The organism is Kitasatospora sp. NPDC051984 (genome assembly GCF_044593455.1).
Classification (GTDB): Bacteria; Actinomycetota; Actinomycetes; order Streptomycetales; family Streptomycetaceae; genus Kitasatospora.
Window position 1 is genome coordinate 80,378 of sequence record NZ_JBIUCB010000024.1, and the last position, 15,065, is coordinate 95,442.

1 protein-coding gene is annotated in these 15,065 nt (G+C 76.6%); it reads left to right on the plus strand.

Annotated features, from left to right (window positions below; all coding sequences use genetic code 11):
* Positions 1-9: 9 nt before the first annotated feature.
* The gene (locus ACIHEI_RS31395) at positions 10-15,030 is read left to right on the plus strand and encodes a type I polyketide synthase (RefSeq protein WP_396609106.1); all 15,021 of its coding nucleotides are present in this window, start codon (positions 10-12) and stop codon (positions 15,028-15,030) included.
* Positions 15,031-15,065 lie beyond the last annotated feature (35 nt).

Sequence of the window (15,065 nt, forward strand, 5' to 3'; positions counted from 1 at the left end):
CTGGCACTGATGTCCGACGACAAGAAGCTGCTCGACTACCTCAGGCGCGCCACCGCCGACCTCGGTGACGCCCGGAGGCAGCTGCGCGAGGCCGAGCAGGCCCGCCACGAACCGATCGCCATCGTTTCCATGGCCTGCCGTTACCCCGGCGGCGCCGACACGCCCGAACTGCTGTGGGACCTGGTCGCCCGGGGCGCCGACGCGATCTCCGCCTGGCCGGTCAACCGCGGCTGGGACCTGGAGGGCCTCTACGATCCGGACCCCGAGCGGCCCGGCACCTCCTACACCCGCAACGGCGGCTTCCTGCACGACGCCGCCGAGTTCGACGCCGAGTTCTTCGGCATCTCGCCGCGCGAGGCCCTGTCGATGGACCCGCAGCAGCGGCTGGCCCTGGAGACCGCCTGGGAGGCGGTCGAGCGGGCCGCGATCGACCCCCGCGCGCTGCGGCGCACCGGCACCGGCGTCTTCCTCGGGGCCATCGGCAACGGCTACGGCGCGGGCTCGCGCCACCTCCCCGAGGTCCAGGGCCTGCTGGACACCGGAACCGCGAGCAGCGTGGTCTCCGGCCGGATCGCCTACACCCTGGGCCTGGAAGGCCCCGCGGTGACCGTGGACACGGCCTGCTCCTCCTCGCTGGTCGCCCTGCACCTGGCGATCCGCGCACTGCGGGCGGGCGACTGCACGCTCGCCCTGGCCGGCGGTGTGTCGGTGATGGCGACCCCCGACCCGTTCGTGGCGTTCAGCCGCCAGCGCGCGCTGTCGGCCGACGGCCGCTGCAAGGCGTTCTCGGCGGACGCGGACGGCACCGGCTGGTCCGAGGGAGCGGGCATTCTGCTGCTGGAGCGGCTGTCGGACGCCCGCCGCAACGGGCACCCGGTGCTGGCGGTGATACGCGGTTCGGCGACGAACCAGGACGGCGCGAGCAACGGCCTGACGGCGCCCAGCGGCCCGTCGCAGCAGCGGGTGATCCGGGCGGCGCTGGCGGACGCGGGGCTGACGGCGTCCGAGGTGGACGTGGTGGAGGCGCACGGTACGGGGACGCGCTTGGGCGACCCCATCGAGGCGCAGGCCCTGCTGGCCACCTACGGCCAGGGGCGGCCCGCCGAACGGCCGCTCTGGCTGGGCTCGTTGAAGTCGAACCTCGGCCACACCTCGGCGGCGGCCGGCGTGGGCGGCGTCATCAAGATGGTGCTGGCGATCGGGCACGGCGAACTGCCCAGGACGCTGCACGCGGACCGGCCGACCCCCATGGTGGACTGGTCGTCGGGCGCCGTGGAAGTCCTCTCCGAGGCCCGCGCCTGGGACGACACGGAACGCCCGCGCCGGGCCGGCGTGTCCGCCTTCGGAGTCAGCGGCACCAACGCCCACCTGATCCTCGAACAGGCCCCGGCGGAGGAAGCCGAACCGGCGGCCGAAACCGTGGCCGACGGCGACCCGCACCCGCTGCCCTGGGTGCTGTCGGGCCGCACCGACGAGGCGCTGCGCGCCCAGGCGGCCCGGCTGCTGGCGCACCTGGGCGCCACCCCCGGACCCCTGCGGGCCGCCGAAACCGGCCGCGCCCTCGCCCTCACCCGCACCGCCTTCGAACGGCGGGCCGTCGTGGTGGGCACCGACCCGGATCAGCTGCTCGACGGCGTGAAGGCGCTGGTGGAGGACCGCTCGGTGCCGGGCCTGGTGCGGGGCGACGGTGTGTCCTCCGGCCGTTCGGTGCTGGTGTTCCCGGGTCAGGGTTCGCAGTGGGTCGGGATGGCGGTGGAGCTGCTGGCCGGGTCGGAGGTGTTCGCCGGGCGGATGGCGGAGTGTGAGCGGGCTCTGGCGCCTTACGTGGACTGGTCGTTGGCGGAGGCGCTGGGTTCCGAGGCGCTGCTGGCGCGGGTGGATGTGGTGCAGCCGGTGCTGTGGGCGGTGATGGTGTCGCTGGCGGAGGTCTGGCGTGCGTTCGGCGTGGTTCCGGACGCGGTGGTCGGCCACTCGCAGGGCGAGATCGCCGCTGCCTGCGTGGCTGGCGGTCTGAGTCTGGAGGACGGGGCGCGGGTGGTCGCGCTGCGTTCCCTGGCGATCCGCGCGCTGGCGGGACGTGGCGGCATGGCTTCGCTGCCGCTGCCGGCGGACGTGGTGCGGGAGCGCATCGCGGGCCGGCTTTCGGTGGCGGCGGTGAACGGTCCGTCGTCGACGGTGGTGTCGGGCGATGCGGACGCGGTCGGCGCGCTGGTGGATGAGCTTGTGGGGGAGGGGGTGCGGGCGCGGCTGATCGAGGTCGACTACGCGTCGCACTCCGCACATGTGGAGGAGATCCGCGAGCGTCTGCTGGCCGATCTGGAGGGGATCGCTCCTGCCTCGGGCGAGGTGCCGTTCTTCTCGACGGTGACGGGCGGTTGGCTGGACACGAAGTCGCTGGACACCGAGTACTGGTACCGGAACCTGCGGGAGACCGTTGAGTTCGGCAAGGCCACGGAGGTGCTGCTGGAGGAGGGCTTCCGGTTCTTCGTCGAGTCCAGCCCTCACCCCGTGCTCACCTTCGGTGTCCAGCAGACCGCCGACGCGGCCGACACCGCCGGCTCCGCGCAGGGCCCGGCCGTGGTCGTGGGCACGCTGCGGCGCGGGGAGAGCGGCCTGGACCGCTTCCTGACGTCCCTGGGAGAGGCCCACGTGGGCGGCCTGCTGCCGGACTGGGAGCGGGTGTTCGCCGGACACCGCCCCGGCCGGGTGGCACTGCCCACCTACGCCTTCCAGCGCCGCCCGTACTGGCTGGAGGACACCGCCACCGCGGCGGGCGGTCCGTCCGCGGCGGGCGACGACTTCTGGGAGGCCCTGGGCGGGGGTGACCTGGACCGGTTCACCACCGCCCTCGGGGTGGCGGCCGAGGACCCGCTGAACGTGGTGCTGCCCGCGCTCGCCACCTGGCGCACCGAGCGCACCGAGCGTTCGGTGGTCGACTCCTGGCGCTACCGGGTGACCTGGCGGGCCCTGCCCGAGGGCCCGGCGGTCGCACTGGACGGCAGCTGGCTGGTGCTGTCCTCGGACGGCCAGTCCGAGGACGGGGCGCGTCGGTCGGAGGCGACCGTCCACGCCATGGAGCAGGCCGGGGCCTCGGTGGTCCACGTACGGATCACCGAGGCGGCGGCCGACCGCGCCGTGCTGGCCGACCGGATACGCGAGGCCCTCGACACGCTGCCGGGACCGGTGACGGGAGTGCTGTCGCTGCTGGGCCTCGACGAGCGCCCGCACCCGGCGCACCCCGCCGTCCCGCTGGGCACCGCGCTCAACCTGGCCCTGGTGCAGGCCCTCGGCGACGCCGGGATCGGCGCGCCCCTGTGGTGGGCGACCCGGGGCGCGGTGTCGGTCGGGGGTACGGAAACCGGGAGCGCGGTCAGCGCCGCGCAGAACCTGCTCTGGGGCCTGGGTCGGGTCGCCGCGCTGGAGTTCCCGCAGCGCTGGGGCGGTCTGGTCGACCTCCCGGAGGTCCTGGACCCGGACACCGCCCAGCGGCTGTGCCGGGTACTGGCCGGCCGGGCCCGGGACGAGGACCAGGTGGCCGTCCGGGCCACCGGCTGCCACGGCCGGCGGCTGGTCCGGTCCGCCCTGGGCGACGCCGCGCCGCGGCGGAGCTGGCGGCCCGGGGGCACCGTGCTGATCACCGGCGGCACCGGCGGGATCGGCGCGCAGATCGCGCGCTGGCTGGCCCGGCGGGGAGCCGGGCACCTGGTGCTGGTCAGCCGGCGCGGCGCGGACGCGCCGGGTGCGCGGGAGCTCGCCGAGGAACTGGCCGCGCTCGGCACCCGGGTCACCCTGGCCTCGTGCGACGTCGCCGACCTGGACGCCCTGCGCACCCTGAAGGACGGCCTCGAACAGGACGGCCACCGGCTGAGCACCGTCTTCCACGCCGCAGGGGCCGGGCTGCTGGTGCCACTGCCCGACACCGACGCGGACGAGTTCGCCGACACCCTGCACGCCAAGGTCGGCGGGGCCCGGAACCTGGACCTGCTCTTCGACCGGGACACCCTCGACGCGTTCGTGCTGTTCTCCTCCATCTCCGGGGTGTGGGGCAGCGCCGTCCACGGCGCCTACGCCGCCGCCAACGCCTACCTCGACGGCCTCGCCGAGGACCGCCGGAGCCGCGGCCTCGCCGCGACCTCCGTGGTGTGGGGGATCTGGAGCCCCGAGGACGGGGCCGGCGGGATGGCGGCCGAACTGGCGGAGGAGACCCTGCGCGGCCACGGCGTGCTCTTCATGCCGCCCGCGGTCGCGATCACCGGGCTCCAGCAGGTCCTGGACCACGACGAGACGGTGGTCGTGGTCGCCGACATCGACTGGGACCGCTTCGCGACGGTCTTCACCTCGGCCCGCCCAAGCCCGCTGATCGGGGAACTCCCCGAGGTGCGCGCCGCGCTGGCCGCCGAACCCGAGACCGGCGAGGCCGGCGCCGGGGCGGCCCCCTCGGCGCTGCGCGACCGGCTGGCGCCGCTCCCGGCGGCCGAGCGGACCCGCGTGCTGGTCGACCTGGTCCGGACCCACGCGGCCGCCGTCCTCGGCCACGACTCGCCGGACGCGATCGCCCCCGGCCGCGCCTTCCGCGAGCTGGGCTTCGACTCCCTGACCGCCGTGGACATGCGCAACCGGCTGAACGCCGCCACCGGCCTGCGGCTCCCGGTCACCGTCGTCTTCGACTACTCGTCGGCGACCGCCCTCGCCGGACGCCTGGAGACCGGACTGCTGGGCGCCGCCGGGGAGCCCGCCACCGTCCGGCAGCCCCCGACGGCGGCACCCGCCGCCGACGACGACCCCATCGTGATCGTCGCCATGAGCTGCCGCTACCCCGGCGGCGTCCGCACCCCCGAGGACCTGTGGCGCCTGGTCGCGGACGGACGCGACGCCGTCTCCGGGCTGCCGTCCGACCGGGGCTGGGACCTCGACGCGCTGTACGACGCGGACCCCGACCGGCCCGGCCGGAGCTACGCCGCCGCAGGCGGATTCGTCAGGGACGCGGACCGCTTCGACCCCGGGTTCTTCGGGATCTCCCCCCGCGAGGCCCTCGCCATGGACCCGCAGCAGCGCCTGCTGCTCGAAACCTCCTGGGAGGCGATCGAGCGCGCCGGCATCGACCCGTCCACCCTGCGCGGCACCCCGACCGGCGTCTTCGCCGGCGCCTCCTACCAGGGCTACGGCGGCAACCTGCGCGACATCCCCGAGGAACTCGAGGGCCTGTTCATCGCGGGCATCTCCACCAGCGTCCTGTCCGGGCGGGTCGCTTACCAACTCGGCCTCCAGGGGCCCGCCGTGACCGTGGACACGGCCTGCTCCTCGTCGCTGGTGGCGGTCCACCTCGCCGCGCAGTCGCTGCGCTCGGGCGAGTGCGCGCTGGCCCTGGCGGGCGGCGCCACGGTGATGGGCACGCCGCTGTCGTTCACCGGCTTCAGCCGGCAGCGCGGCCTCGCCGAGGACGGGCGCTGCAAGTCCTTCGCCGCCTCGGCGGACGGCTTCGGCATGGCCGAGGGCGTGGGCCTGCTGCTCCTGGAACGCCTCTCCGACGCCCGCCGCAACGGCCACCCGGTACTCGCGGTGCTGCGCGGCTCCGCGATCAACCAGGACGGCGCGAGCAACGGCCTGACCGCACCCAGCGGCCTGGCCCAGCAGCGGGTGATCCGCGACGCGCTGGCGAACGCCCGGCTGACGGCCGCCGACGTGGACGCCGTCGAGGCGCACGGCACCGGCACCCGGCTGGGCGATCCGATCGAGGCCGACGCGCTGCTCGCCACCTACGGCCAGGACCGGCCGGCCGACCGGCCGGTGTGGCTCGGGTCGCTGAAGTCGAACATCGGGCACACCCAGGCCGCCGCCGGCGTCGGCGGCATCATCAAGATGGTGCTGGCCATGGGGCACGGCGAACTGCCGCGCACCCTGCACATCGACGCGCCGACCCCGAACGTCGACTGGACGGCGGGCGCCGTCGCCCTGCTGACCGAGGCCACCCCCTGGCCGGAGACCGGCCGGCCGCGCCGCGCCGGAGTGTCCTCGTTCGGCCTGAGCGGCACCAACGCCCACGTCGTCATCGAACAGCCGCCCGCCGAGCCCGCGTCGGCCGAGCCCGCGTCCGCCGAGCCCGCGTCTGCCGAGCCCGCGTCCGCCGAGCCCGTGCCCGCCGACCCCGCGTCCGCCGCGCCCGTGCCCTCGTCGTCCGCCGTCCCGTGGGTGCTGTCCGGGCGGACCGCCGAGGCGGTGAAGGACCAGGCGGAGCGGCTGCACGCGTACCTGACGGAGCGGCCGGAGCTGCCGTCCGCCGACGTCGGCTACTCCCTGGCCACCACCAGGACCGCCTTCGAGCACCGCGCGGCCGTCGTCGGCGGCGACCGGGAGACCCTGCTGGGCGGCCTGGCCGCGCTGGCCGCGGGAGAGCGCGCACCCGGCCTGGTCCGGGGCACCGTCGCCCGGTCGGCCAGGACCGTCTTCGTCTTCCCCGGCCAGGGATCCCAGTGGGCCGGCATGGCCCGGGAACTGCTCGACCACGCCCCGGCCTTCGCCGACCGCGTCGCGGCCTGCGAACGCGCCCTCGCCCCGTACCTGGACTGGTCGCTGCTCGCCGTCCTGCGCGACGAGCCCGACGCGCCCCCGCTGGACCGGGTGGACGTGGTGCAGCCGGTGCTGTGGGCGGTGATGGTGTCGCTGGCCGAGCTGTGGCGGGCGCACGGGATCGTCCCCGACGCCGTGGTCGGCCACTCCCAGGGCGAGATCGCCGCCGCTTGCGTGGCGGGTGGTCTGAGCCTGGAGGACGGGGCCCGGATCGTCGCCCTGCGCAGCCGGGCCCTGCTGGCCCTGACCGGACGCGGCGGCATGCTGTTCGTGCCGCAGCCGGTCGAAGCCGTGCGCGAGGCACTGTCCGCCCACGACGGGGCACTCGACGTCGCCGCGGTCAACGGGCCGACGTCGGTGACGGTCTCCGGCGACCCGGCGGCCCTGGAACGCCTCCGCGAGCAGTACGCCGAGGCGGGCGTCCTGGCCTGGCCGGTCCCCGGCGTGGACTTCGCCGGACACTCGCCCCAGGTGGAGGAGCTCCGCGAGGAACTGCTCGCCCTCCTCGACGGCACCGCGCCGCGGACCTCCGCCGTCCCGTTCTACTCGACGGTCAGCGGCGGCCCCGTGGACACCCTCAGCCTGGACGCCGCGTACTGGTACGAGAACCTGCGCCGACCGGTGGAGTTCGGCCGGGCGCTCGACGCGCTCGTCGCGGACGGGCACCACACCTTCGTCGAGTGCAGCACCCACCCCGCGCTGACCGTTTGGATCCAGGAGGCCGTCGAGGCCGCCGGGGTCGGCGACGGCGCCGTCGTCGGCACCCTGCGCCGCACCGAGGGCGGCCCCGGCCGCTTCCTCGCCGCGCTCGCCGAGGTCCAGGTCCGCGGACTGCCGGTGGACTGGGACGCGGTGTTCGCCGGAACCGGTGCGCGCAGGCGGCCCCTGCCCACCTACGCCTTCCAGCAGCAGCGCTACTGGCTGGAGGCCACCCCCGGCCGCCCCGCCGACGCCGCGACCGGCACTGCCGCCGCGACCGGCACCGGCCCGGCCGACTCCGGCTTCTGGGCGGCCGTCGACCACGGCGACCTGGACGCCCTCGCCACCACCCTGCGGGTCGAGGACGGGGAACTGCGGGCCTCCCTCGCCTCCCTGGTGCCCACCCTCGCCGAGTGGGCGCGCGGCAGGTCCGACGACCGGACCGCCGACAGCTGGCGCTACCGGGTCACCTGGAAGCCCCTGCCCGCACCCGAGCCGCCCCGGCTCACCGGCAGCTGGCTCCTCGTCGCCCCGGCCGGCGCCGCCGCCGACCCGGCCGTCGCGTTCGCCGCGGACGCCCTGCGCGGACACGGCGCCACCCCCGTCCTGGTCGAGGCGGGCCCCGACGCGACCGACCGGACCCGGTTCGCCGCACTGCTCCGCGACGCCCACGACCGCGCCGACGGGCCGCCCGCCGGAATCCTGTCGCTGCTCGCCCTGGACGAGGAACCGCACGGCGACGGATCGGCGCTCCCCCTCGGCCTCACCCTGACCGTCGCGCTCCTCCAGGCCCTCGGCGACCTCGGCACCGACGCCCCGCTCTGGAGCGCCACCCGGGGCGCGGTATCGGTCGGCCGCTCCGACCGGATCGACAGCACCCTCCAGGCCCTCGCCTGGGGCCTCGGCGGGGTCGCCGGCGTCGAATACCCGCAGCGCTGGGCCGGCCTGATCGACCTGCCACGACGGCTCGACGACCGGGCCGCGACCCGGCTCGCCGAAGCCCTGACCAACCCCGACGGCGAGGACCAGCTGGCGGTGCGTGCCACCGGCCTCTACGCCCGCAGGGTCGTCCACGCCGGACTCGGCGACACCGCCCCCGCACGCGACTGGACACCCGAAGGCACGGTCCTGATCACCGGCGGCACCGGCGGCCTCGGCGCCCAGATCGCCCGCTGGCTCGCCCGCACCGGCACCGCGCACCTGCTGCTCACCAGCCGGCGTGGCGCCCAGGCCCCGGGAGCCGACGCCCTGCTCGCCGAACTGCGCGGACTCGGCGCCGACGCCACCGCCGTGGCCTGCGACGTCGCCGACCACGACGCACTGGCGGAACTCCTCGCCGGCATCCCGGCCGAGCGCCCGCTGCGCGCCGTCCTGCACACCGCGGGCGTCCTCGACGACGGGGTCATCGACTCGATCACCCCCGAACGCGCCGCCGGCGTCCTGCGCCCCAAGCTCGACGGCGCACGCAACCTCGACGCGCTCACCCGCGGACTCGACCTGACCGCCTTCGTGCTGTTCTCCTCGCTGGCCGGCACCCTCGGCGGCACCGGCCAGGGCAGCTACGCCGCCGCCAACGCCTACCTCGACGCCCTGGCCCGGCAGCGCCGCGACCTCGGACTGCCCGGCACCTCGGTGGCCTGGGGCCTGTGGGGCGGCGAGAGCCTCGCCTCCGGAGCGGTCGCCGAACGGCTGATCCGCGACGGCCTGCCCGCCATGGACCCCGCCACCGCCACCACCGCGCTGCGCCAGGCCCTCGACCACGACGACACGGCCGTCCTGGTCGCCGACTTCGCCTGGGACCGCTTCACCCGGGCGTACACCGCGCTCCGGCCCAGCGCCGCCCTCGGGGACCTGCCCGAGGTGCGGGACGCGCTCGCCGCCGCGGCCGGGGCCCGGGGCACGGCCGACGGCGCCGAGCCGCCGGCCCTGCGGCTGGCCGCCCTGCCCCCGGCGGAACGCGACCGGGCCCTGCTGGACCTGGTCCGCCGCGAGGTCGCCGCCGTGCTCGGCCACCCCGGGCCCGAGGCGGTCGGACCCGACCAGGCGTTCAAGGACATCGGCTTCGACTCGCTGACCGCCGTCGAACTGCGCAACCGGCTCGCGGCGGCCACCGGCCTGCGCCTGTCGGTGACCCTGGCCTTCGACTACCCCACGGCCACCACCCTGGCCGGACACCTGCGCGCCGAACTGCCGGGAGCGCCCGCCACCGAGGCGCCCGACGCCGCCGGGCAGCCGCCCGCGGCCGCCGCGGTGCCCGAGGACGAGGCGATCGCCGTGGTCGGCATGAGCTGCCGCTACCCCGGCGGGGTCAGCACCCCCGAGGAGCTGTGGGAGCTCGTCGCGTCCGGAGGGGACGCGATCACCGGCTTCCCCACCGGACGGGGCTGGGACCTGGACGGCCTCTACGACCCGGACCCGGACCGGGTCGGCAGCACCTACGCGCGGGAGGGCGGCTTCCTGCACGACGCGGACCGCTTCGACCCGGCCTTCTTCGGGATCTCCCCGCGCGAGGCGCTGACCATCGACCCCCAGCAGCGGCTGCTGCTCGAACTCTCCTGGGAGGCGTTCGAGCGGGCCGGTATCGACCCGCTCTCCCTCAAGGGCAGCGCGAGCGGCGTCTTCGTCGGCTGCAGCCACCACGACTACGGGTCGCGCGTCACCGCGCCCTCCGAGGAATTCGAGGGCTACCTCGGCATCGGCAGCGCGGGCAGCGTGGCGTCCGGGCGGATCTCCTACAGCCTCGGCCTCGAAGGGCCCGCGGTGACCGTCGACACGGCGTGCTCCTCCTCGCTGGTCGCGGTCCACCTCGCGGCCCGGTCGCTGCGGGCCGGCGAATGCTCGCTGGCGCTGGCCGGCGGCGTGACCGTGATGTCGACCCCGGGCGCGTTCGTGGAGTTCAGCCGGCAGCGGGTGCTCGCCGAGGACGGCCGCTGCAAGCCGTTCGCCGCCGCCGCCGACGGCACCTCCTGGGCCGAGGGCGCCGGACTGCTCGTCCTGGAACGCCTCTCGGACGCCCGGCGCAACGGCCACCCCGTGCTCGCCATCGTCCGAGGCTCCGCCGTCAACCAGGACGGCGCCAGCAACGGCCTGACCGCCCCCAACGGGCCCTCCCAGCAGCGGGTCATCCGGGCGGCCCTCGCCGACGCCGGACTGACCGCCGCCGAGGTCGACGCGGTGGAGGCGCACGGCACCGGCACCAAGCTCGGCGACCCGATCGAGGCCCAGGCGCTGCTGGCCACGTACGGCCGGGAACGCGGCGAGCGGGAGCCGCTGTGGCTCGGGTCGCTGAAGTCGAACATCGGGCACAGCCAGGCCGCCGCCGGAGTCGCCGGCATCATCAAGATGGTGCAGGCCATGCGGCACGGGACACTGCCGCGCACCCTGCACGTCGACGAGCCGACCCCGCACGTCGACTGGTCGGCCGGCGCGGTCCGGCTGCTCACCGACGACACCCCGTGGCCGGAGACCGGCCGCCCCCGGCGGGCCGCGGTGTCCTCGTTCGGGGTCAGCGGCACCAACGCCCACACCATCCTCGAACAGCCCACCGAACCGGCCCCGGCGTCCACCGCTGACGCGGCTGCCGCCCCCGCCCTGCCCTGGCTGCTCTCCGGCCGCAGCGCGGACGCGCTGCGCGAGCAGGCGGCCCGGCTGCTCCGGCACGTCGAGCAGGACCCGGACCTCGCCGTCGCGGACCTGGGCCGCTCCCTGGCGCTGCGCCGCAGCGCCTTCGAACACCGGGCGGCCCTCACCGGCACGGACCGGCAGGCCCTGCTCCAGGCGCTCGCCGCCCTCGCCGCCGGCGAGCCGTCGGCGGACCTGGTGCGCGGGGTCACCGGCCCGGCCGCGAAGACCGCCTTCCTGTTCCCCGGCCAGGGCAGCCAGCGCACCGGCATGGGCGCCGGACTGTACGCGCGGTTCCCGGTCTTCGCCGACGCCTTCGACGCGGTCTGCGCGGAGCTCGACCCGCTGCTCGACCGCCCGCTGCGGGAGGTGATCGACGCGGCCCCCGGCGACCCCGGCCACGGCCTGCTGGACCGCACCGAGTACGCCCAGCCCGCCCTGTTCGCCCTCGGCGTCGCCCTGTTCCGGCTCGTCGAGCACTGGGGCGTGCGCCCCGACCGGCTGCTCGGCCACTCCGTGGGAGAGCTGGCCGCCGCCCACGTCGCCGGGGTGTTCACACTGCCCGACGCCGCGGCGCTGGTGGTCGCGCGGGGACGGCTGATGCAGGCCCTCCCGGCGGGCGGCGCGATGGTCGCCCTCGCCGCCGCGGAGGAGGAGGTGCTGCCGCTGCTCGCCGGCCGCGAGGGCCAGGCCGGCCTCGCCGCGGTCAACGGCCCGGCCTCGACCGTGGTCTCCGGCGACGCGGCGGTGGTGGACGAGATCGCCGCCCAGCTCGCCGCGCGCGGCCGCAAGACCCGGCGGCTGCGGGTCTCCCACGCCTTCCACTCGCCCCTCATGGAGCCGATGCTCGCCGAGTTCCGCGAGGTCGTCGCCCGGATCGTCCCGGGGGAGGCCGCCATCCCGGTGATCTCCGACCTGACGGGCGAGCCGGCCACCGCCGAGCAGCTCGGCTCGCCGGACTACTGGGTGCAGCACGTGCGCGGCACCGTCCGCTTCCAGGACGGCGTGCGCCACCTGGAACGCGACGGCGTCACCGCGTTCCTCGAACTCGGACCCGACGGCGCGCTCACCGCGATGGGCCAGGACTGCCTGACCGGCGCCACCGGCAGCCCGGTGCTGGTGCCCCTGCTGCGCAAGGACCGGCCCGAAGCGCCCGCGGCGACGGCCGCCCTGGCCCGGCTGCACGTCACGGGCGTCCCCGTGGACTGGGACGCCGTCCACGCCGTCCATTCCGGCGGCCCGGCCGGCCCGGCCGCCGACCTGCCGACCTACGCCTTCCAGCGCGGCAGCTACTGGCTGCAGGCCGGCCCGGCCGCGGCCGGACTGCCCGCGGCCGGACTGCAGGCGGTCGACCACCCGCTGCTCGGCGCCGGAACGGAGCTCGCCGACTCCGACGGCTTCCTCTTCACCGCCAGGTTCTCGGTCCGCAGCCACCCCTGGCTGGCCGACCACGGCGTCTACGAGGGCGTGCTGTTCCCCGCCACCGCGTTCCTGGAACTCGCGGTCCGCGCGGGCGACCAGGTCGGCTGCGACCAGGTCGAGGAACTGACCCTGGAGGCACCGCTGGTGCTCCCGCCGGGCGGAGCCGTCGCACTCCAGCTCACCGTCGGCAGCCCGGACGCCGCCGGCACCCGCCCGCTGAGCGTCCACGCCCGGGCCGCCGACGACGGCCCCGACGCCCCCTGGACCCGGCACGCGAGCGGCCTGCTCAGCGCCGCCGGAGCCGCGGACCCGGCCGACCCGGCGGATCCCGAGGCCTGGCCGCCGGCCGGAGCCGTCCCCCTCGACACGGAGGGCCTGTACGACCGCTTCGCGGGCGGCGGGTTCGCCTACGGCCCCGCGTTCCAGGGCCTGCGCGCGGCCTGGCGGCTCGGCGACGAGGTGTACGCCCTCGCGAGCCTGCCGCAGGAGCAGCGGCCGGACGCCGCCGCGTTCGGCCTGCACCCGGCCCTGCTGGACGCCGCCCTGCACTCACTGGTGTTCGACGTCCTGGAGGGGCCCGCGCAGGGCTGGCTGCCGTTCTCCTGGAACGGGGTGCGCCTGCACGCCTCCGGGGCCGCCGAACTCCGGCTGCGGCTGACCCCGACCGGCCGCGACGCCGTCGCCGTACGGGCGACCGACGCCACCGGCCGGCCGGTGCTCTCGGCCCGGTCCCTCGTCCTGCGGCCCGTCTCGCCCGACCGCTTCAAGGCCACCCGCGCCGGACACCACGAGGAACTGTTCCGCCCCGAGTGGCAGGCCCTGCCCGAGCGCGCCGCGGGCACCGCCCTCGACCCGGAGTCCTGGACCGTGCTCGGCACCGGGACGCCCACGCTCCCCGGCCGCCCGGTCGCCGACCTCGCCGCGCTGTCCGCACTGCTCGACGCGGGCACCCCGGCGCCCCGGCTGGTGCTGGCCGCCTGCCCGCCCGCCCCGGCCGGCGCCCTCCGCGACGCGGTCCACGACGGACTCGGCACGCTCCTCGCCCTGCTGCGCGACTGGCTGGCCGAGGAGCGGCTGGCCGGCGCCAAGCTGGTCCTGGTCACCTCGGGCGCCGTCGCGGTGACCGGCGACGACGTCCCCGACCCGGCGCCGGCCGCGCTCTGGGGTCTGGTCCGCTCGGCGCAGACCGAGAACCCCGACCGCTTCGTCCTGCTGGACCTGGACGACCCGGAGACCCCGCCCGCCCTGCTCGCCGAAGCCCTCGCGTCCGGGGAACCCCAGCTCGCGATCCGGGCCGGAGCCGTCCACGTCGCCCGGCTGGCCCGGGTACCGCTGGCCGCCACCGGGCGCACCCCCGGCTGGGACGGCGAAGGAACCGTCCTGATCACCGGCGGCACCGGCGCCATCGGCGCCCACGTCGCCCGCCACCTGGCTGCCGAACACGGCGTCCGGCACCTGCTGCTGACCAGCCGCAGCGGCCCCGCCGCCGACGGCGCGGCGGAACTCCTCGCCGAACTCGCCGCCCTCGGCGCGCACGCCGAGATCGCCGCCTGCGACGCCGCCGACCGCGACGCCCTCGCGGCCCTGCTGGCCGCCCTGCCCCCCGCGCACCCGCTGACCGGGGTGGTGCACGCCGCGGGCGTCCTGGCCGACGGCGTCGTCGCCACCATGACGCCCGAACAGCTGGACCAGGTCCTGCGCCCCAAGGTGGACGCGGCGATCAACCTGCACGAACTCACCGCCGGCCTGGAGCTGACCGAGTTCGTCCTGTTCTCGTCCATCGCCGGCATCTTCGGCGGCATGGGCCAGGGCAACTACGCCGCCGCCAACGCCTTCCTCGACGCCCTGGCCCACCGGCGCCGCGCCGACGGGCTGCCCGGCCGCTCCCTCGCCTGGGGCCTGTGGGCCAACAGCACCGGGATGACCGGCGGACTCACCGAGGCCGACCTGCGACGGATCGCCCGGGGCGGGATCGTCGCCTTCGACCCGGCCCAGGGACTGGCGCTCTTCGACACGGCCGGCACCCTCGACGAGCCGGTCGTCCTCCCGCTGCGGCTCGACACCGCGGCCGTCCGCGCCCAGGCCGGCACCGGCGGCGTCCCCGCCCTGCTGCGCGGCCTGGTGCGCCCCGCCGCCCGGCGCGGCACCGCGGGCCCCGCGGCCGGCACCGGCCCCGACGGGCCCGAGGCCCTGAAGCAGCGCCTCGGCTCCCTCAACGAGACCCAGCGCGGCCGGGTCCTGCTCGACCTGGTCCGCTCGCACGCCGCCCTGGTGCTCGGCCACAGCGGCCCGGCCGCGGTCGAGCCCGGACGCGGCCTGCTGGAGGTCGGCTTCGACTCGCTGACCGCCGTGGAACTGCGCAACCGGCTGCGCGCCGCCACCGGCCACCCGCTGCCGGCCACGCTGCTCTTCGACCACCCCACCCCGGCCGCGATCGCCGCACTCCTCGCCGCCGAACTGCTCCCCGACGCCGGACCCGGCCCGCTCCCCGGCCTGGCCGAACTGGACCGCCTGGCGGACGCCCTCGACGGCGTCCCCGACGACCCGGCCGACCGCGAACGGCTCGCCGACCGGCTCCGGGAGTTCCTGCGCCGCCTCGACCCGGCCGCCAACCCGGCCGACGGCGACGGCACGGCCACCGCCTCCATCGAGGACCGGATGGACGGCGCCAGCGACGACGAACTCTTCGACCTCATCGACAACGAACTCGGCCTGTCATGACACCGACCCGACACCCGAACCAGGACGGCGGCCCC